Origin of the sequence: Hahella sp. NBU794 (assembly GCF_050749805.1) — a bacterium.
Classification (GTDB): domain Bacteria; phylum Pseudomonadota; class Gammaproteobacteria; order Pseudomonadales; family Oleiphilaceae; genus Hahella.
The window spans coordinates 2479341-2499540 of record NZ_CP192738.1 but is presented as its reverse complement, the minus strand read 5'-3'; the positions used below and the strand labels follow the sequence as shown (position 1 = coordinate 2499540).

Genomic DNA, 20200 nt, shown 5'->3' with positions numbered 1-20200 from the left:
AAGCTTAGCTGATCCAGCTGTCGACGGTTTCTTTACCGTGCTTACCGCGCCATTCGTTCAACACTTTATGATTGCCGCCGCGGGTTTTAACCACTTCGCCAGTATGAGGGTTTTTGTATACTTTCAAAGGACGAACGCCACGACGTTTATCAGTCGCACTAGGTTTCTCGTCTTTGTTCCACATACGAACGACTTCTTCTTTGGATACCCCGTATTTATCCATTAAGTCCTGTAGTTTCTTTTGAAACTCTAACGTTTTCTTAACACTCTCATCGCTCTCCAATGCTTCGATTTTCCTCTTGAGATTTTCGTAGGCGGCTTTTGCTTCAATATAAGCAGATAGTTTATTCATTTATAGCTCCGGGGTTATTCGATCGGGTTTACAATCATCCCATAACAATGTAATTAAAAATAAATAAATATCAAGAGGTATATGGAGCATTTCTTACAGCCGTACGTTATTTCTTACGAAAAATTCAGAATAAAGCGTACAGCTTTTTTAAACGCATTGAGCATAATAGCGCCACCACCGGGATCGGTGGATATTAAATCAAATACTTCAATGGAGTGATTTCACATGCAAAAACTGCTATCCGTTATTTTCTTCGCTTTTACTCTCGCCTTCGCTAATGTTTCATTCGCTACGGACGTCGCGCCACAGCAAACGCAGCCGGCCGCGCAACAGAATGTGGTGAATATTAATACGGCGGACGCCGAAGCATTAGCAAAAGCACTCAATGGCGTTGGCCTTAAAAAGGCCGAAGCTATTATAGAGTTTCGCACCACCAACGGCCCCTTCAAAGATATTTCCGAGTTGGCGCTGGTTAAAGGTATTGGTGAGAAGACCGTAGAAAAGAATCGTAGCTTGATTGTGCTGGAATAATATTGAGGCATTCGAAAGGCCCCTCCGCGACAGTTATAACTGTTCCTGGAGTGGGCCTTTTTTATTTGGCGGGCGCATCTATGCGCCCGTTTATTTACCGTTATTTAATTCCATTCAACGTGTAGGGTCTCATAGTCGTCATCGCATTACCCGATACGCCCATGTGATTTCCATAGTGCATACTCTTTTCTAATGTATAGAAAGAGTCCAGATAGTCGTCGTCATTGCTGAACCAGTGTTCTGGCATCAGCTCGACAATTCCGCTGCCTAACGCCACCAATGCCCCGATCTCCGGCTGCCCCAGCGCTGACAATACTTCAGCGGCGGTAGTCAGTAGCTTTTGAGCCAACGTTTGATAGTTGGTGTTATCGTCATGCTCCATCAAAATGATATTCGCTGCGCCCCAACGATATCTATCCCAATAAACGACAACCTGGTTGGGGTAATAAGTTTTGCCGTCTTCATCGAGATAAGGCATGTCCACAATATCCAGCGCCGGCTCATCTCTGCTGGGATCAACGCCTGTCACAATCGCGTATACCTCAGCATTGCCAGAGATCCATGGTTCCTCGTCGTCTTCCAAACGGATGCTGTCCAGTATGGTCACATCGATGCTATCCGACTGAGCTTTATTGATCTGAATGGATTTAGACGCAGATCGAGAAAAAACCTGGCGCATCTGCGCCAGGCCAAGCTGCATATCCTTTTTCGCATTGATGTCGACAACGACAACGGGCTGCTCCGGCATATTCCACACATCCAGCAAGTGCAAACCGCCATTGCTGTCATAGGCTTCAATATATTGCCAGGAAGATTCATCCCCATCCGGTTCGTAGGCATAGAGAGGCTCCACGCCCTCTTGTAACTGCGACATCATCTGCGGAGCGGCTATGCGCAACTCAAGTAATGTTTCCCCTTTTGTACGTATGCCTTTCTTGTTCAGGACGCTTCTTTCTGCGCTTTGCGCCTGATTCACAAAGGAACTGGATAAACCTTTTACATCCTTCAGTACATTGGCCACCGAGACGCTGCCGTTATTTTCCTTTAATTGGCGTACAAGATCCGCTGGATTAATTTCCCGTGCAGCGGCGCTGGCCATCATACGTTTTTCATTGGCGAGTTTGATAAATCCAGGCGGGACGAACTTAGAGTGAATAGCAGGAACATTTGATGGCGAGTTATTAATGGTGACCGTTTCGGCCGCCGTTATATTGGACATGAAACTGCACGCCAACAAAGTTACGAATCCTAAAGCAGTATTTTTCCTCATACTGAATTCCTTATTATTTCCTTATTGATAGAACCCTGATACAGGTCTATTCCCTCGACTACGAGCGCTGGATAAATGGAAAAGAGCGAATAGCCCCCATCAGGGGTTACTGCCGGAGAACACACTGGATTTTGATAACGACTTTATATGCATGAGAGGTCCGCCGGTCATTTGAGAATACAACATGTTTTCCAAAAAGTTTCTCAATGATTTAATTTTTTTAATATTTTTGAGAAGAATGTTGCAAGTTTCAGTTTTATCGGCTGAATAGGATAGTGACGAGGCTGATATTTTTTCCTATGCTCTAGAGCCAAATGACTCTAAAAATCTCTTTAGTATCAGCAGGCTGAGGCGGAAATAGAGATACATTGTTATCTATTTTTCGCGCCAGAAGTATATACTCGATAAGGTCGGTTATATAAATCGTTATAAATAAATCATGAGCGCTTTAAACCGCGCTCATGAAGCAGTAGAGAATATAAAGTTTACTGGAGATCCTTGTAGGACTCGATTACGCGGGAAACAATGCCGTAATCCATCGCCTCCTCTGGACTCATCCAAAAATCCCTTTCTATATCCACCAATACTTTTTCGAATGGTTTGCCCGTCTGTCTGGCGACAACATGGGCGATACGCTCACGGGCTCTCAGGATCTCTTTCGCCTGAATGGCGATATCCGAGGCAGGACCGCCTGCGCCGCCGCCAGGTTGGTGAATCATAAAGCGCGTATTGGGCAAACAAACTCGACGCTCTTTTTCCGCCGCCAAATAGATATGCGTACCCGCACTGGCGACCCATCCAGCGCCGACCGTAACGACCGGCGCGCGGATGAAACGAATAATGTCGTGAATTGCGTCTCCCGACTCCACATGCCCGCCGGGAGAAGATATCAGCACTCTGATAGGGTCTTCCGAGTCTTCCGCCAAGGCTATCAAGCGCTGGCAGGTCGCTTGCGCCATTTCATGGTTAATCTCGCCGAAAATAAACACAAAACGGGACTTGAATGAATACTGCTCTTCAATACGGTCAGTCTTACTCCCCTTTTCAGGTTCGCCGGACAACTTTTCCATGGATCACTCTCCTTATATTGATTTTAGCTTGCGCACTGAACGCAACCGGTGATTAAGCCACCTCAGTATAGTTCACCTCTTTCAGATCAAAACAACCCCAAAAGTACCCCCAAAAAGTAACCTAAGTGCGAAGGTCAATGTTCATGAGGCTCAAAATGCAAATCCCGGGGGATACTCATGAAAACCATCGAAGTCCCCCTTCCCGACTGGAACCCCACAATGTCGCAAAATTGCGTAGACCATGCTGAAGTGAAAGAAAAAATTCGGCAATGCATACTGGGTAAGAAAAGTTTGACCATCCAATCGCAACTCTTTAAACCCGGCTGTCGTCACAATTTCCCGTTCTGCAGCCTTGGTAAAACTTTGCGCTGACAAGGCCTGCAAATAGCGCTCTGCTTCTTGAATTTGACGGTGCAGATCTGCAACTGTGTCTTCATGAGACTCTGTTTCCGGTATATCCAGCCCGGCTAGCGGATAGCAGGTCCGCAGAGAAAAACCGATCGCCGTGCGCACCTGCTGAACAAGTGGGAACATACCCGGCGCGAGACTCGTTTGCAGTATTGCTTCCTGTTTAGACCCGGCCTCAGCATATGCCTCCAGGCGGTTCAACATGACGGACAAACGCTGCAAATAGTGTTCAAAGACGATAACGGATTGATCGTACATGCTACTCCTTAATCGATAGCCATATGAAATACTTAGTGTTGGCGATCACTAAATACAGGACGCAAGACGACGAGTAAATGTCTTTGAGGTAAATGAAGGCGTTGCCGCGACGTTACAGCGCCAGGCTATTCTTCGGCGCCATGCAGATCGGCGTAATACCGATACTGCCCAGGGCCGCTTTTCTTAGCTTCGTACATGGCTTCATCCGCACAGGAAAGCAGTTGGGACTCACCAGAGACATCATCAGGATAGACGGCGATGCCGATACTGGGGGAGGTGCGTACTTCGACGCTTGCAAAAATGTATGGCGCCGACAGGCTTTTGATAATGCTTTCCGCAAGCCGCGTAACATCGGAAACGCCTTTAATATCCAGGAGCACCACCACAAATTCATCGCCCCCCAGCCTGACGATCAAATCCGACTCGCGCACCACTTGACGTAATCGGCGCGTCACCTCCTGAAGCAGCGCGTCGCCAATGTCATGTCCATGGTTATCATTGACGTCTTTGAAACGATCAAGATCCAGATACAGCGCAGCGACCTTCTTGTTCTGTCGCCGGGCCACCGCCAGCTCCTGCGTAATAAAAGTAGAGAGGAAGCGTCGATTGGGCAGCCCCGTCAACGTATCGTGAGTCGCGAAGTATTCCGCCTGTCGCTGCGCGGTCATTTCGCTGATCAGTAACGCCACGGCGACTGCAGAGGCTTTCTTCTCTTCAAACAAGGGCAGACAGGAGGCTAAAAAGTGCCGCGACTTACCTGCACTGCTCTCATTCATCGTCATCTCAATACCAAACTCCGGGGCCCCGGACTCCAACACTTTCAATACCACCGGTTTGGTCCACTCCATCAACTCACTGGAGATTTCATGGATATTACGCCCCACCACCCACGTATTATCCACCCCAAACCAGTCCGCCAAACGGGTATTGATGCGCAGGCAGTTCAAGTCCTGCCCAATCATAGCGATGCCAACCGGTGAGCCTTCGTACAGCATTTGCAGCTCCGAATACTGGCGCTGCAAGGTTTCCTCTCGATTGCGCAGCTTCTCCAGCATATCCCGCAAGGCCGCCGCCAATCCGCGAATTTCTCTGGGGGCGAATGATTCCGTGTAGGAAAGTTGGCTATCCGTGCGCTCAATCGCTTCCGCGGAAGCCGCCAGCTCTCTTAGAGGACGCGAAATACGCGCCGCGATCATCCAGCCAATCATGGCAAAAATAATAGTAATCGAGCCTCCCCACATCCATATTGCCGCACTCAGCTGCCGAACCGGACCGAGGGCCTGGGAGACTTCCCGTCGCGCAATGACTGTCCACCCAAGCCCGGAGTATTCCAGGAACCCTTTGGTGCCGGAAAAGCCCGTCAAATACTTCTGACCATCAGGCCAGGTCATAATGTGGGTTTCGTTGCCTTTGAGCGAATCTGGAAGCGTCACTTTCGTAAAAGGCGTATTTTCAGGCGCCAGCAGGACATCGCCATCCTTTGAGAGCACCAGCAGTTCTATATCTTTGTTGCGTTGCTGCAGCAGGCTGGATGCGGCTTCTTTGACCCAGTCCCAGTTAAGGTGAGCGCCCATTACGCCAATTGGCGCGCCATCCGGCCCGAGAATCGGCGCAGCGAAGTCCACGATACGCAGAGGTTGCGTCGGGTCGCCCTGACGCGGATAGCGATCAAGCATTTCGCTATCCCTTACATCGCCAACATAAGGGGCGAGATGCCCTTCTTTCCACCAGGGCAAGCTGGAAACATCCACTCCTTCCATCAGACCACCGGTAGCTCGGAGCACCACACCGTTAACATCGGTGAGACCCACCCAGGCGTAATAGCCGTAAGTTCGCTTGAGGGTTTCCAGAATATTGCGCTGCAGCTCCGCCTGGGAGCCATTGAGATTGCGGATAGTGGGGAGACTGGACACGTTGATCATGTCACTGAGCCTTTCGAACATCCCCCTATCCAACCGATCCGCCATTTGATAGGCGAGTTCAGAATACTGCTCCCCTAACTCATTCCGTAAACGGTGCGAAGCCTCATAGTCGACAATCCCATTCACAAGGCTGGTGGTGATGAAGACTATTCCGGCAAGGGTGAGTGATAGCAGGGTTCGAATACCCAGATTCATAGCGGCCGATTCCGATCGCAGTCCGAATACTAAGAGATAGATGATTTGATAAGGGGTTGCAAGAACTCTGAGGGACTATGCACCAGAGAATGACGCATAGTGTGCGGCGGTAAGTCTGGTCGGGCTAGCGATCTCTATCTTTCATAAAAACCAGAATAATCAGGCCTATCAGACTGAACAACCCAAGAAATCCCCACACTCCAGAATACCCTTTGCTTTTCGCATACTGCCCGCAGCCCCACACAAAGAGGACAATGCCCAATAAGACGACAATAAAACCCATTGTTGGACTGGTGGCGCTCATGGACTTTCCCGCCAACTGCATTATGACGCCCAAGCCGACGCCGATATTGGTATTTCGTTTATGCTCGTAAATCATTTAATCATCCCAATTAATACTTTCGTGGCGAGCACCGCCTAACGCAGTACTTTACGCGCCAACACTTTGCAGGCCGCGTATCTTATACTCATAAAGCAAAAGGTGATGAAAAATTATCTTTATGAAATGTAAAATCTGACGTCCACCACAGAGGCATCTACCTTGGTCATCGCTCTCGCCATGCTATTGTTTCTGGGATTCTTCCTGGCGGCGCCATTCTGGGTCTCGTTCCTGACTAAAAACGAGACCAAAGAGGGGCATTGGCTCTCAATCACTGCCAATTACATCAAGGGAGATCCACACCATCATCTAGCTCTGGGCTACTCACCTTTCCTCTTTTCCGTAGGCGCAAACCTACTTTTCAGCCAAGATCCAGCGGATACACAAATAGAATCAGGCCTCTTGACTATTGGACTCGCAATTTTTTTCATTATAGGCAGAGAGCATCTGTCTCACGCTCTTCTTAAACGCAAGAGGGCTGGGCTCGTATCGATCGCTGCGTTTTTCGCCCTGTTCGCACTGGCTTACTTAACTGGCGCCGGCTGGATACATCTTATTTCTTGCGTTTTCTTCAGCGCCTTGATCTGTTTAATTTGGACGCCATACGCCCTTGTAATGGAAGCAACCTATGCGCATGATCTGAACAAAGACAAAGAAGGATGAATAGCGTCGCTATGCCTCTCCATTTGAGGAAGAAATATCCGCCTTGATGGCCAAATAAAGTAACTTAATAAGCCCGCCAGCAAATACAGGCCCCGCCATCACAGCGATGACCACAGGGACTAGCATTCCAAGAGCCCCGTAATCTCTGACTTCTGTATCCATATATTCTCGGTACATGAATTCAACGCCCAGCATGAGAAGCAGCCCTCCAAGAACCAAAACCAAGGCGCTCAACCACTTCCATGAAGAGATAAGCAGCGGGGCGATAAAAGCGACCACAATAAATAGACCTATGCACACTAATAGCAATACCGTCTCCCAATTCCTTTTCCAGATAAAGTTACGGGCCTAAATCGTGACATAAACGTTACATAAGCCGTCACGAAGCTCACTGCCTTACAGCGACGGCCATGATATACTGCCCGCCAATTGACCAAATCAGGTCGCCCAAGAGCAAAAGGCGCAACAACGACTTCAGTTCGCTGCAAGCCTCCCCGTTTTTAGAGATGTAATAATGCCTGCAACTTCAGCAAACAACGCAGACATGACGAGCAATGATGGTCTTCGTCGCTTTTCCGTGGCCCCAATGATGGATTGGACAGCATAAAAAATATATCTTTTTATTTCAAAAACTTACAGACATAAAAAATAATATGGTGCAAAAATGGTGCACTTGCCGAACTTCCCGTCAGATCAAAAAAACGCCCACCAAGTCATTAAAAAAGTAATTTGTAAGAAATCTCTCACAACGAATTACGAATAATCGCTTAGAAATTACCCCCTGTCATACGTAAAATCCGCGCCGTGGAGTTGTAACCTTATGGAGTAGAAACAATGCCAAACACCAACCGCCGCAACGGCGACCGGGCTCCTTTTGATCACATTAGGAGCGAGATGCGCCTCTACCAAGTAGACGGCCAATGGTACTGCAAAACCCGCGAGAATATTTCCCTTGGTCCTTATGAGACAACAAACGCTGCGGAAAAAGGTCTAGCTGCATACCTCCAATACTTTCAGTCGGCCTCTATATAAAGGAAGGAGCTAGAATGGAGCACATCCGCCAAAGGCTGCTTGAGGCAATGACCGTTTTGAGGGAGTATGGGCAAATCACCCCATATGCAAATGAATGGCTGGCTGAGATTTTGGATCAGCCCCTGGCTTTTGCTGTGGAAACCGAAACACTAGAAGAGCATAACGAAGGGAATCTCCTTCCAATTAACAGTCACAAAACTGGGGCCAGCAACCAGCCTCCTACGGCCGAGCCCCTTCACATGAAAGTAAGGAAATTTTGCTTTGACAAAGCATAACGTAGGTTACAGAGATTCAAGCGCTTTAACCCGTTGGGTCAGATACGCGCTCTATGCGCAAATTGTAGTTGCAGTGGTTTCTATCTTTTCAGGGTATCTTGAGTATCAATTATTATCTGACTATCAAAATGAGGTTTACTCCTCGCAGGAGCAAGCTATTGCAGACGGAGAAGCCAATGATCAAAGGCAGAATATAATTAGCTTGATATATTTAGCGGTTTTTATAGCTTCTTCAGTTCTGATACTGAGGTGGATACATCGAGCAAACTATAATGCACGGCAGCTCGGTGCGGATGGAATGGTCTTTACGCCTGGATGGTCAATTGGATACTACTTCATACCAATACTAACGCTATGGAAACCATATCAAGCAATGAAGGAAATATGGAAGGCAAGCAAAAACCCATTAGACTTTACAAATCAGAGCGTTAGTGGAATTTTGCCACTTTGGTGGACTCTATGGGTGACTACTAACATACTTGGCCAGGTTGTTTTTCGCCTTACATCTCATGCTGATGAAATTCAAGAGTTCATGGATTTAAATATTATAACGCAAATAGCAACACTCCTTGACATACCTCTGGCTCTAGTGTTTTTAGCAATCGTCAATAACATTACCAAAATGCAGCTTTCCCATTTAGAAGACAGGAACGCACAATCTCATAGCCAACAATCCCAAGTTGCTATTAAACAAGACATATAAAAAGGGGGACATACCCCCCCAAACTTACCCGCAAAGATATTTACACGTGATCAATCTCTCGTCATTTTTCTCTGTCCAGTTAACCGACTCACGGACCTCCGCTATGGAGTAGCTGCGCAGCACATCTTCCTCTTAGCGCATACCGAGATGGCCCGCCCAATATAAGGTAGATAGACTATGAATGACTGGAAAGAAGAGTTTGGAAAAGCCGTGCTCTTATGGACTGAAAGAGAAAAAATTGCCAGCTCAATCTATTCCTCAAGAGACCGCGATGAAATAGCTCAACTTGTACAGCTCGAGGTTGAGTATGAACAAATAACAAGCGTGTTAGCAGCGAATACCTCTTTAGCAGAATTGTCTAATTATCTTGAATTACAGCTTCCAATAGGCAATGAAAGTACCCAAGTATCAATACACATTATATTAAAATCGCAGCATGCCCCTCTTGTGGATATGCTGTTAGAGAGACTAAAGAGCAAAGAAAGCTATTTCCACCAAAAGATCTCTCGTGTACTCAGAGTTTGCGAGCAGGACATCATTGTTAGTTTCTGCCGCAAAGCTTACGCGCTCTCGTTACCATGGGTTGAGGATCAATTTGCAGAAGTCATCGGCAAAAATATGCTTGCCGAATTTTCGGCCTTCTACATCAACGGTGGGAGAGTATTAAACCCAACCATGAGCATCGTATCGATGCTAGGATATTTGGGCAGTCCAGATTTCGTGCCCCCATTATTGCAAATCGTACAAGATGAGGCCGAGGACATTCTCATAAGAAGGCTAAGCGCCAAGAGCTTACTTATGTGTGGCGATGATCGTGGGATGGAGTTTTACCGGATGGCTTTTGATAAAAGGCTAGACGATGCTACTCTTGCTTTCACAATTGGACGCTACGCATCTAAGTCAGAAATTCAGTTCCTTATTGAGCAACTACCAGAGATCTCTGCTGTTGATGCTTTAGTCGCCACTTTACGAAGCCTTGGTTTTTCAGGCGACATAAACGTTATCGAGCAGTTACTGCCTTACCTATCACATGCAGAGGAAGAAGTTCGCGCGGCGGCCAGCGAGGGAATTTCCGATATAACTGGAGAATGGAATGTTGACCAATTTGGTGCAGAGGAAGAACTGGTTAGCTTCTGGAGAAGCTGGCTAAGTGAAAATATAGATCAGTTTGATAAGGGTGTCCGGTATGAAGATGGCGAGCCCTTTTCTCTCGCCACTCAAGCCTCCCTCCTACTAGATACTGATCGAGAATCTAGAGAAGTACGCCACGAAGCGTTAATGATATTTTCAGGGCTTCATTTGCCATTTGACGAGCGAAGCTATTATGCAAACCAATACAATCAAGCATCGCTTTGGACAACTGAAATAGAACCACTAGCAGGTCCTCTTGAGGCCACCTGGATACGTTCAGGCCACCCAGTTTGATGGTGACCTCCTTTGGTCACAGCGCATAATAATGCCCCGAACCTTTGGGGCATTTCGCCTTCCTCGCGCAGGCAAAAACGCTTAGCCTCAAGAGCTAGCCCGTCACATAACACTTGGGACCTTTGCAATTCTTCTAAACGACCTAAAAACGATACCAATCCTCTTCAATCCCCTCAAATAGCTCTATCACATCTTCATTACTAAAATAATTTTTAGCATAATCTATTGCATTAATATTATCTTTATTAGTAGTAAATGGAGAAGCGTTTTCTAGCGTCGCTTTTACTAGTGACTTATTCTTAGATCGTATAGCAGCAAATATCGGCCTATCGCCATTTTCCGTTGCTTGATTGAAGAGATTTTCTGGATTACCACACGCTCTAAAAACTGACCACATTCCTTCTTCTGATCCCACTTCAAGAACATTCATCAACAGCTCTAAAGGTGGTGCTTTTTCTTTGAACACATCAAATTCCGCTTCGATGCATGATGGGATTACAACATATTGAGACTCTCCAGAGCCAAAGCCATTCAATTCCCTTACAATATAACTAGTATTACCCTCAATAACTTCAGTTATATAAGCCCTTAAATCCGAGAATTTAGACTGGTCAATTACAGTCAATGAAAACTCTTTATCATCGATAGTAAACTCCAACTTACATTCCTCACCCACCCAAACTTCCTTTATGCTACATCGATGATCTTTCTTTATTCTATATAGAAAAAGGTTTGCAACACGTTCGGCATCATCATTACCAGATTCAATATCAAAATCAAAAAGCGCAGTACCAAAAACGTGATTACAATAAACTGGCATTAACCAATCGCCCGCTGCATAATCTATACTTCCACCTCCAACATTAAGTGCTTTTTGAATACTAGAAACCGCAGCACCAAGCTCCATATTAGTCTCCTTCAAGTTACTTAATTTATAATTGCAGCAGCGATACAATAACCGCTCTACCTCTAGTTACCACTCCATTTTACCGCATCACTCTGTGACTGACAGGCATAAAACCATGGCATTCCCCTGTAAAGGAAGGCCGAGCCAGTACCCCGCCCTCAGCCACATAGATATTTACATGAGATCAACCGTTCGTCGCTTCCCTCCTCTATCCAGTTAACCGCCTCGCGGGCCTCCGCTATGGTGTAGCTACGCAGCACGTCATCCTCCTGGCGCATGCCAATGCCGGGCCGGCTTGAGGTGACGATGTAATCGCCGATCTCGATGTCGCCGCTTTCACCACAAACCAGGATCTGACCTTCCCCCAAGGCGTTCATAATGCCGGCGGTATAAGTCTTCTCCAGCTCCGCAAACGCCTCGTCCGTCATGTCAAAGTGTTCCGGGTTAATGACCGTGGCGGAAACATAAACGCCCGCTTTGCCACGCTGCCGCGGCTTCGATGACAGGCGCACTTCATGCAGCACGTTGGACAGATCCCGACGGTTGATGACCTCGCCATAGACCAGGATTTGTCCCGGCTTGGGCTCGCTGCCGGAACGCAATAAGCAATCGTGCGCGCCGGTGAAAGGGCCATAGCCTCCAAAGTTGGCGTAAACCGCATACTTGTTGCCCTGGGCATTCACCCCTACCCCGCCTGCGCTGCTCGCTTTTATGCCCATAGATATCGGATCGTGCGACATATTGAGCGCATATATCGCCGGGCTGGTCCGTGCGGTCTGTGACTCATGCACTGCAAACAGCGGCATACCCGTATTCGATTGCGCCATGATCGCGACCGTATCATTCGAGTGAGCCAGTATGCCCGCCCGACGGTTGCCCGGGTTCAGGTTCCCCACTTGCATCACATACTTGTCGCCTCCGACCGGTCGTATGCCGATACTCGCCAGCTCCTGAATCGATCCGTCTCCCTGATCCCCGTAGAAGTGGGCTTCATTGGTGGCCGAGGACAGAACAATCCGCTTGCCGCTGCTGGCGGTCTGCATCGTGGACCCTGTTACCGTAGCGCCGGTGATGCTGGTTCCATTGATCGCGCCTCCATTAATGGTGGTTCCCGTGATGTTCGTCCCTTGGATCGTTCCTCCGCTGATCGTGGGCGCGCTCAGGCTGACGCTCGCCGCCACGCTGGTGGCCAACACATCCCCGCGCACGGACAGCACAGAGCCGTTCCAGCTCAGGCAGTTATTCGCCGCGCCGGCGTTCAGGGCGAAGTGGCCGTTTCGGTCCATGTAAGTGGTGAAGCGGCTGCCGTTATGAAATCCAAGGTAGTCCGCCGTCAGGTTCAGACCGGGCGTAGCGCTATCGGAAAACCGTTGCGGAATGCCCGACACTTGTCCCCAGTCCGCCCCCTTGGTGGCGCCGTCCTGAATGCCTTGCAGCTTGCCAGCTTCCGCCGCATTGATGGACGACAACGAGTTGGGACGATCCTGCAGGGCGGAATAGCCTTTGCTCCCCGCCGCGATGTTGATCTGACCGAACACCTTGAACGCTTTTTCGGACTGATCCCAGAACGCATAAGAGCCGCTTTGCTCGCTGCCAAGCATAAGGTCGCCGTTTTCCCTAACCTCGAATATGGGCGCGTTCGCCGCGCTGGCTTCGAGCACGTTGAAATAACCGTCACGCTTGAGCGGACCCAGAATCACTTTGGAGCCGCCGTATTCGCTGACGACATTCCCGCGCACAATCAGGTTGTCGCCGTCGCTCAGCTCGCCCGCCAGATTAAACGGCTGTGTTGTGAAGCTGAACTCCGGCGTCAGTTCGCCGTCGCCGAACTCATCCCGACCCAACAGGCGGAAATAGTAGTTCGTGCCCTGCTGGAGCCCTTCGTGAATGACAGGGTTGGCGTAGCCGTCAAAGACTAGGTTATCCGGTCCAGGAGTGAAGCCCTTCTCCGTGGAGCGATACACTTTCACCGCCTTGAAATCCGGGTCGGTGATGTCGGTCAGATAGGTGCGCGCCGTGCTGATCCCCGCCACGGTATTGTTGATGGCGACTTTGGGGGCGGGGTTGGACACGCTGATTAACGCCTCTTCCCCATTTTGGTTTTGCTTGCCTTGTGGCGTCACGCCAATGGTGAACGCCCGGTGGCCGCCATCCTCCAGGTTCTTTTCTCCGGTGTAGGAATAATTCCGCCCGGTGATGTATTCGCGCCGCAGCAGGTGGTTTTCCGGCGAATAAACCGACACGCAGTAATGCGCAAAGTGCGGCGGCTCATGATACTTCGACGCGTAGTAAATAGAGATGTGAGCGTCGCGCCCTTTAAACTGCGTCTTGCCCTCCTCTCCATTGATCAGCGCCACCTTAGGGGTCAGCAGGGGAAGCACCGTCGCCGTCGTCATTGGGTTTTTATCAATACGCGTCACAGCGACCACCCTGCTCGTGGTCCAGAAAGATGATCGCACCCCGGTTTTGGTGACGGAGAACGCTCGAAATTGATACTTTGAGCCATCGCTCACGACCTGCAGGGTGAGTTCCGGCGTGGCAGCCCCCAGGTCCGTCCAAGCCCAGTGATTAGCCGGCGCATACTGGACAAAAGCGTGGTTATAGTTGGGATCATCCGGCGGGGTGACGCTGATCTCCAATGTAGAGATATTGCCATCCGGCGTGCGTGGCGTATTGGTCGACTCCGTTACAGTTACAAATTTCGGAACCGCCGCGCTAACCTCATCCAACACGACGGGCGTTTGATAGCCAGAAAGGATCTGCACGCGATGCCAGGACTCCGCCATATTCGGCGCGTCCCCGGTCGCCTTGGTCAGAAAACCGCGCACGGCATTCTCACGCTCCGCGCCAAGGTAATGCCCCACATAGGCGGAAGCGACCGCCTTATCGATCCCCTCAAAAGACGGGTCCCAGGATGCGCCCACGGTATCGTTCTGGTGTTTGCGCCCCTCAATGAAGTAAACCCCGTCTTGAACCGGGCTGACGCCATAGTGCGCTGCGCTGTTGCCCACGGTCACATTGGGCGGGTTGTATTTGCCGTCAATCACATAATACACAGCGCCGGGCGCGCCGCCGGCGCCGCTGCCGGACTTGATGTAGGCTTTAGGGTCCAAGTTCCCGCCGATCTGGCGCGGGCTTCCCAATTCCCCGTCCTCGCCGCTGGTGTCCACTTGCCCATTTGCGCCCAGGTCAATCCCTCGCGCCACCACCAGCAGACCAGCGCCGCCGTTTCCGCCACGACCGCCCGGGGTCTCTCCCGTGTTACCGCCGTAGCTGTTGACGGCTGCGCCGCCTCCGTGACCGCCATTACCGCGGATATCCTCCGGCAGGCCTTGCAGTTGCCCTTCCGGGTCTACAGACAAATTCAGATAAGCCACGCTATTACGGGAGGGCATGGCGTTTTTGCCGCCACGATTATCGCCGGACTCAAAGCGGCGGCGGTCGCCTGTGCCCAGACCAAAGATAACGCCATCCCCCGCCACCGTGGAACCGATACCCGATAGCGTCACGGTTTGCCCGCCTGCGCCGCCTGCAATCCCGCGCCCTTTGCCATCCAGCTTGCCGTTGATCTGCAGAAACCCTTTGACGCGCAACTGTACGTTACCTGACAGATAGACCGTCACGCCGGCGTCCACGGTTAAATCCCGGTCGCAATGGAAGACGGACTGATACAGGTTGCTTCCGCCACTCAGAGAGATATCGCCGGTGATGCGCATCTGCGTGCTGGTCTCCAACACCTTGCCTGGATAGTTGGCGGCATTGATGGCCACTCCGGTGGAGCTGTACCATGCATCCGCCAGGGCTGCGCCGTCTTGATCCGGGGGCAAGGCGCCTGCGGGTTGCGAGGAGCCCAGCAAGGAAAGCTTAACCTTCCCTGTCACCCAGTCCGTGGAGATCTGCTGTATTTCAAAATTGCGATCCAGGCGTCCGTCCGCCATCGAGCCGGTGTAATCCTGCACATGCTCCAAATTGACGCGGACAATATCGCCCACCTCCAGATCATGGTTGTCCATATCGGCCACCACGTCCATGACCAAAGGAGGCCCAGCGTAGGCGTCGCGGAGCGCGTCGAACTGATGCTTGATGGCGGAATAGGCATGGCGGGAACTGTGCAGGGTTTTAAACTTCAGTTCTTTAAGATCAGAGGGACCATGGGTGGCGATAGAGTCCGGGTCCACCAGGACATTGGCGCGGCGGTATTCTTTTTTATCCGGGTCATAGTGCCAGTGAAGCGCGATCTGGTTAATGACCGCCCCCATGTCGTGACGCAGCGCGCCAACCTTCAACAAGTTCCCGGCATTCAGCTCACGCACATAGGAGCCGCTAGACATAATCGCCGTGCGACGACGCAGCCCCATCTCCCCGTTAGCGTAGATGGGGGCGAACGCGCCCATCATGAGCAGCAATTGCTCCTCGATAAACTTTTTACCGTCTACTTTGGTTTGCCCGCGCACCACCGCCGGCAGACCTTTATCCGCATCAGAGAGATCCCAAAGGTCCGCGCCGATGTTAATAAAATCGGAGGTGCGCACGTATTGCGGATCGACGCCCAAATGCCAGTGGTCTGGATAGCGTTTGCCAGGGTGACCGTAAACATACCCCGTCAGCAATCCATACAACAGCATGGGCGCGGGCTGCTCAATGTACACGTATTCCTCCACCATGGGCGCGTTGTCAGCGGTCATGTCGGAGGTCTTCAGGTAGATAGTCGCCAGATGTTGCGTGCCCAGCACGCCCCAGGTGCATCCCTCAAACGTCGTCTCCGTTTTGCTCTGATAGCGGATGATGCAGCCATTGGGCATCTTGAGATAACCAACCGTCTGACCGGGGGCGTCTGTCACGCCAGAGCCTGGAGGTTGATAAACGGGCTCAAATCCTTCGGTGGAATAAACCAGGAGTCGCTTATTGATCGTGAACGCCGTCCCTCTTAATGCCGTTTTTTTGACATCGAAAATATCCTTACGCAGCGTGCGTTGCACATCCGCGCAACTAAACGAATAAACCCCGTTCAGGATCTCGACGTTCTCGATGATCTGCGTGGCCACCAGGACAAAGTCTTGCCACTGCAAACCACGCTCGCCGACCCAGACGCGCACGCGCTTGCCGCGTAGACCCTTGCGGTCGCCCAGCTTGGCTTTTTGCAGCGCGCTCAGGTTATGGTCCAGCGCCTCAAACTCCAGGCTACCGATGGACGCCAAGCCTTTGTCGGGTTGGATTTTTTGCGATGTGCCGGACAAAGTGCGGGCGTTCAACACGCCGTCATAGACCACGCCTGACAAACCCGTTACCGGTCCGCTGGTCAGATACACCACGTCCTCGTTGGCGCGGTCGAACGACAGCTCGACCACATAGACGGGCGACACGCTCTCGCCGCTCCAGGCGGAGACAAACTCGCTATTGCTTACTCTCATTAGGTTGGATGCCTATTAATAAAGCTGGGGAAATAGAAAGGAGGCGAAGAGGCATTCAGGCTGGGCGTATGGGAAGCCGTGCCTATATTTAAGCCACTCGCACTTTGAACGTATACCTACAATAATCCGTCGTGCCGTAGCGTTCTTCTTTCCAGGTGATCGGGCTCAGCGTGGCGGACTGTAACGGGCTCGCTTGGTCGCCATACAGGCTGACCATAAAGCTCTCGCCACCGCTAACAGACCCCAAGAACTCCCGCATTTCCGCTATTTGCTCCGGTTGGTTCATGTACACGGTGGCGATGTCGTAGGTCTGATCAATACGGTGGAGCAAGGTTTTCGATTTGCCGCTGAGCGCCGTGGTCGTCTGCGCCTCAATCTGCGCATCAAAATCACAGCGCGTCAGCTTCACATCAATCCAGTAATTGCCGCCTGCGACATGGCCGGGCGCGATAAAGCGCCTTGCGATATATTCAACGTACATTAGAGCCCTCTTAGTTGTTGCCCGTTGCGGCTGTTCGCTTCCACGAGGACGATGTCTTTCTTGCTGACAATGTCCCGCAAGTGCGGCGCGATGGCGTCGGCGATCAGGTAGGGGTCGCCATTCACAGAGCCGTTAAACTGAAAAATGATCTGCGCGCCCTCGCCTTTGCCGCTGGCGGGTCCGCTGGGGATCGTGGGTTGTGGCGGCTGGTAAGTGTTGGGCGGCGCTCCGCCTCCGCCGGCGCTGACCGTTCCGCCTCCGCCAAACTTCTGCGATTTCAGTTTTTGGATTTGCACGGCGGTAGCGATCACAGACGTGGCCGCAAACGCAGCGCCTACAATCGGGCCGCCAATCTGCGCGCCTTTGTTGTAGGAATGCACCGCCGCTTCATAACCAGAGACCAAGGCGTTAGCGATAGCCGCCTTTTTGCCGATCTCAAACAGCTTCTTGCTTTTCGTGTCCATCAAGGTGGAGAGGTTGCCCAGCATGCCGGTCATGACCGACACCCGCTCCTGATGCTCCGCCTCCGCCAGGGCCTTGCGCCTGCCCTTCTCCCGCTCTTCGATCTCCGTCAGCGTGGCTTGATGTTGCGCCGACAGCTCGCCCAACAACTCCATATGCTGCGTTTGGGTTAACAGTTTTTCGTCCAGCGCCTCCTGCAGCATGTCCCGCCGGCGCTGGTAGGACTCCCGTTCCGCCTCCTCTTCGGTCAGCAGGGATTCGCGGATGCTTTCGACGTTCCCCCGGATTTCGTTCTGACGCTGCAACGCGGCGTTGGCTTCCTCCTGCGCCGCCTTCACCCGTTGCAGGTTGTCCGCCACGGTGGCGGTCACGCCCTGGTAGTCCAGCAAGGTGACGACGCTTTCGCCCAGCGTCACCTTGAACTTTTCCGTCTCCCTGTTCGCCCCCTCCATCTCCGCGAAAATGTCGCCGGTGGCGCCGCGCAGGTTCTCCTGCATCGCGTACAGCTCAGCGTCGACTTGCGCCACATCATCGGAGAGCTTGCCCAGGTAGTAGGTCGCCACCCGGATAAACTCGACCACGCTGGCGCTGACCTCCAGCGCGCCGGCGGCGAGCAACCGCACCGCCTGCCCGCCCAGCTTGGCCGCCTCGGGGAGCACATCCCCCAGGAAGTGCGCGACCTGCTCGATGGTCGGCCCCAACGCCACAGCCATGTTGTTGGTCATGCCCGTCAGCGCCGCGTTCATCTTGATAATGGCGGCATTGGCGGCGGTGGCCTGGGTCGCAAAGCTTGTGCTGATGGTGTTGCCGGTGCGGTCGGACTCTTCGCCCATGGCCCGAATGGCGGCGCTGCCGCCTTCCATGGTTTGCAGCAGAGCGACGCCTTCAGAGTCCAACAGTTTCATGGCGAGGCGCACCCGGTCCGACTTCGCCGGCACCTCCGCCAGAGCGTCCGCGAGCACTTCGAACTGCTGTTCGGGACGCAGTTGCTGGAGCTTCTGCGCGGATAAGCCCAGCGCTTTGATTGCGCCGATGGCTTCGCCGCTGCCGGCGGCCGCCTCGGCGATGCGTCGCGTCATGCGCTGCAGGCCGGTTTCCAGTGTGCCGGCGGATACGCCCGACAATTCCGCCGCGTAGGCGAGACGGCTCAACCCTTCCACACTCACGCCCAGGCGCACGCTCAGGTCGCCCAGGTGGTTGGCCGCGTCCAGACTGCCTTTGATGACCCCGCCAAACACGCCCGCCGTGGCAATGGTGGCCAGCGTCGTGAACATCTTGCCAGCGTTGTTGGCTGCCGACGCCGTGCGCTCCAGATGCTTGTTGACGCTGCGCAATCCGTCCTCGACCTTGGCCGTCGCAAGGCGCAGATCGATGGACAGCGCGCCAATCATTTCCTGACTCATAGAAGGCTTTAACCAGGTTAAAAAGGGAGAGAGTTAGGCGTCGCGCCAGGCGTCGCCGAATAGGAGGTTTTTCAGCGCGTCCGACCGCTCCGCGCTACTCTGGCGCTCACGTTCGAATTGCTCGGCGTAGGCGTCTAGGGATTCGTAAGCCATCCACTCGGCCAGCTCGGCGGAGTCGATCTCTTGCAGTAGGGCTCTTACGGTTTTGCCCAATTTGGCGGCGAGGTAGAAGTAAAACCGGCGCTCGGGCCGGCTCAGGAGTTTTTTGCGGCGTCCTCCACCTCGCCTTGGGTTAAGCGATTGAGTCGGGCGGCGACGTGGTAAACGCGATCCAGGGCGGCGCAGGATTTTGCGCCCAGGGCTTTGACGTCACTCTCGCTGAATAAGCGCTCGCCTTTGTCATCCACCAGACAGACCGCCACCAACTTGGCGCGGATGTTAGTCAGATCCCGATGCGCGCTGCCATCGGGAGACAGCTTCACCAGCGAGCCTTCGTAGTCGTCGCGGGCGGCGCCGCTCATCAGCGCGACCCGCACGGTCCCGCCCCACTCCGGCACCTCCACGTCTTCCGATGTGATGTCCTGTGCGGAAAGAATTTGCTGTTTGCTTAAGTAACTCATCAAAAAAACCTCGTTTAGGGTTTCGCGAAAGTGGGTTTACCGGTGATGCGCAGCGCGGCGGAGCCTTCCACCATGCCGCTGATGCCTCCACTCAAACTGGTGGCGTTCTTCACATAGGCTTTGAATGTAGCGGTGGTCAGGTCGGGAAACGTGATCTTGACGGTCTTTAAAGTTCCAGACAGCTCGGCGGCGCGGACTTCGTTTTGGCCGGGGTCGGCGTAGTTGATAAACCAGTCCAGGCTAAAGCTCCCCCAGTCGCGCTTGCCGAGAAAGAACTCGGAGGCCTCGCTGCTTAAGTCCGTGTTGTCGATTTCGGGACGTTCGCCGTCAAAACCCGAATAGGATTTAACCCCGGTCACCTCGATGTCGGGCGTGCCGGGGGTCGCGCTGTCGATTTCAATTTTGGTTCCGTCGGCGGGCATTTTCGCCATGA

Annotated in this window: 20 protein-coding genes; 6 read left to right on the top strand and 14 right to left on the bottom strand. The window is 52.2% G+C overall.

What is annotated here, in order from left to right; genetic code table 11:
- Nucleotides 1-4 precede the first annotated feature (4 nt).
- Nucleotides 5-352 (bottom strand): histone-like nucleoid-structuring protein, MvaT/MvaU family, encoded by a 348-nt coding sequence (locus ACQYWX_RS11260; protein ID WP_431688829.1) that lies wholly within the window; start codon nt 350-352, stop codon nt 5-7.
- 225 nt (nt 353-577) lie between these two features.
- On the opposite strand from ACQYWX_RS11260, the gene ACQYWX_RS11255 reads away from it, so the two are divergent.
- On the top strand, nt 578-883 hold the full coding sequence (locus tag ACQYWX_RS11255) for a ComEA family DNA-binding protein (protein WP_127969748.1): 306 nt from the start codon (nt 578-580) through the stop codon (nt 881-883).
- Between the two features lie 100 nt (nt 884-983).
- Here the strand turns inward: ACQYWX_RS11255 and ACQYWX_RS11250 are convergent, their stop codons facing one another.
- The 5 genes from ACQYWX_RS11250 to ACQYWX_RS11230 form a co-directional block, all read right to left on the bottom strand.
- Nucleotides 984-2153, bottom strand: a complete 1170-nt coding sequence (locus ACQYWX_RS11250) for a DUF3103 domain-containing protein (protein WP_431688827.1) — start codon at nt 2151-2153, stop codon at nt 984-986.
- Between the two features lie 485 nt (nt 2154-2638).
- Complete coding sequence (locus ACQYWX_RS11245; RefSeq protein WP_431688825.1) at nt 2639-3223, bottom strand: ATP-dependent Clp protease proteolytic subunit; 585 nt, start codon at nt 3221-3223, stop codon at nt 2639-2641.
- 150 nt (nt 3224-3373) lie between these two features.
- The gene (locus ACQYWX_RS11240) at nt 3374-3889 is read right to left on the bottom strand and encodes a DUF1993 domain-containing protein (protein ID WP_431688823.1); all 516 of its coding nucleotides are present in this window, start codon (nt 3887-3889) and stop codon (nt 3374-3376) included.
- A 125-nt stretch (nt 3890-4014) separates the two neighbouring features.
- Complete coding sequence (locus ACQYWX_RS11235; protein WP_431688821.1) at nt 4015-6006, bottom strand: diguanylate cyclase domain-containing protein; 1992 nt, start codon at nt 6004-6006, stop codon at nt 4015-4017.
- 124 nt (nt 6007-6130) lie between these two features.
- Entirely contained in the window at nt 6131-6385 is a 255-nt protein-coding gene (locus tag ACQYWX_RS11230) for a hypothetical protein (RefSeq protein ID WP_431688819.1), read from the bottom strand.
- A gap of 162 nt (nt 6386-6547) precedes the next feature.
- Between ACQYWX_RS11230 and ACQYWX_RS11225 the strand changes: the two genes are divergently transcribed.
- Complete coding sequence (locus ACQYWX_RS11225; protein ID WP_431688817.1) at nt 6548-7048, top strand: hypothetical protein; 501 nt, start codon at nt 6548-6550, stop codon at nt 7046-7048.
- A gap of 9 nt (nt 7049-7057) precedes the next feature.
- Here ACQYWX_RS11225 and ACQYWX_RS11220 read toward each other — a convergent pair whose 3' ends face one another.
- Nucleotides 7058-7357: a hypothetical protein gene (locus ACQYWX_RS11220; protein WP_431688816.1), complete on the bottom strand. Its 300-nt coding sequence runs from the start codon at nt 7355-7357 to the stop codon at nt 7058-7060.
- A 525-nt stretch (nt 7358-7882) separates the two neighbouring features.
- Here ACQYWX_RS11220 and ACQYWX_RS11215 point away from each other — a divergent pair.
- The 4 genes from ACQYWX_RS11215 to ACQYWX_RS11200 all read left to right on the top strand — a co-directional run bounded on the left by ACQYWX_RS11215 (nt 7883) and on the right by ACQYWX_RS11200 (nt 10483).
- A complete protein-coding gene (locus tag ACQYWX_RS11215) occupies nt 7883-8080 on the top strand; it encodes a DUF6316 family protein (RefSeq protein ID WP_431688815.1) in 198 nt (65 codons plus the stop codon).
- A gap of 14 nt (nt 8081-8094) precedes the next feature.
- Entirely contained in the window at nt 8095-8355 is a 261-nt protein-coding gene (locus ACQYWX_RS11210) for a hypothetical protein (protein ID WP_431688813.1), read from the top strand.
- Nucleotides 8342-9058, top strand: coding sequence for a DUF4328 domain-containing protein (locus ACQYWX_RS11205; protein WP_431688811.1), 717 nt, complete (start codon nt 8342-8344; stop codon nt 9056-9058). Before ACQYWX_RS11210 ends, ACQYWX_RS11205 begins: the two co-directional genes overlap by 14 nt.
- Before the next feature lie 177 nt (nt 9059-9235).
- Nucleotides 9236-10483, top strand: coding sequence for a HEAT repeat domain-containing protein (locus tag ACQYWX_RS11200; RefSeq protein ID WP_431688810.1), 1248 nt, complete (start codon nt 9236-9238; stop codon nt 10481-10483).
- 142 nt (nt 10484-10625) lie between these two features.
- Here the strand turns inward: ACQYWX_RS11200 and ACQYWX_RS11195 are convergent, their stop codons facing one another.
- The 7 genes from ACQYWX_RS11195 to ACQYWX_RS11165 all read right to left on the bottom strand — a co-directional run bounded on the left by ACQYWX_RS11195 (nt 10626) and on the right by ACQYWX_RS11165 (nt 20198).
- Nucleotides 10626-11390, bottom strand: coding sequence for a hypothetical protein (locus ACQYWX_RS11195; protein ID WP_431688808.1), 765 nt, complete (start codon nt 11388-11390; stop codon nt 10626-10628).
- A gap of 158 nt (nt 11391-11548) precedes the next feature.
- Complete coding sequence (locus ACQYWX_RS11190) at nt 11549-16801, bottom strand: hypothetical protein (RefSeq protein WP_431688807.1); 5253 nt, start codon at nt 16799-16801, stop codon at nt 11549-11551.
- Between the two features lie 88 nt (nt 16802-16889).
- Nucleotides 16890-17282: a hypothetical protein gene (locus ACQYWX_RS11185; RefSeq protein WP_431688806.1), complete on the bottom strand. Its 393-nt coding sequence runs from the start codon at nt 17280-17282 to the stop codon at nt 16890-16892.
- Complete coding sequence (locus ACQYWX_RS11180; protein ID WP_431688805.1) at nt 17282-19147, bottom strand: hypothetical protein; 1866 nt, start codon at nt 19145-19147, stop codon at nt 17282-17284. Before ACQYWX_RS11180 ends, ACQYWX_RS11185 begins: the two co-directional genes overlap by 1 nt.
- Before the next feature lie 33 nt (nt 19148-19180).
- Nucleotides 19181-19360 carry a hypothetical protein gene (locus tag ACQYWX_RS11175; protein ID WP_431688804.1) on the bottom strand — a complete coding sequence of 60 codons (180 nt, stop codon included), beginning with the start codon at nt 19358-19360 and terminating at the stop codon, nt 19181-19183.
- 41 nt (nt 19361-19401) lie between these two features.
- Entirely contained in the window at nt 19402-19767 is a 366-nt protein-coding gene (locus ACQYWX_RS11170) for a hypothetical protein (RefSeq protein ID WP_431688803.1), read from the bottom strand.
- 14 nt (nt 19768-19781) lie between these two features.
- Nucleotides 19782-20198: a hypothetical protein gene (locus ACQYWX_RS11165; protein ID WP_431688802.1), complete on the bottom strand. Its 417-nt coding sequence runs from the start codon at nt 20196-20198 to the stop codon at nt 19782-19784.
- Between the last annotated feature and the right edge of the window lie 2 nt (nt 20199-20200).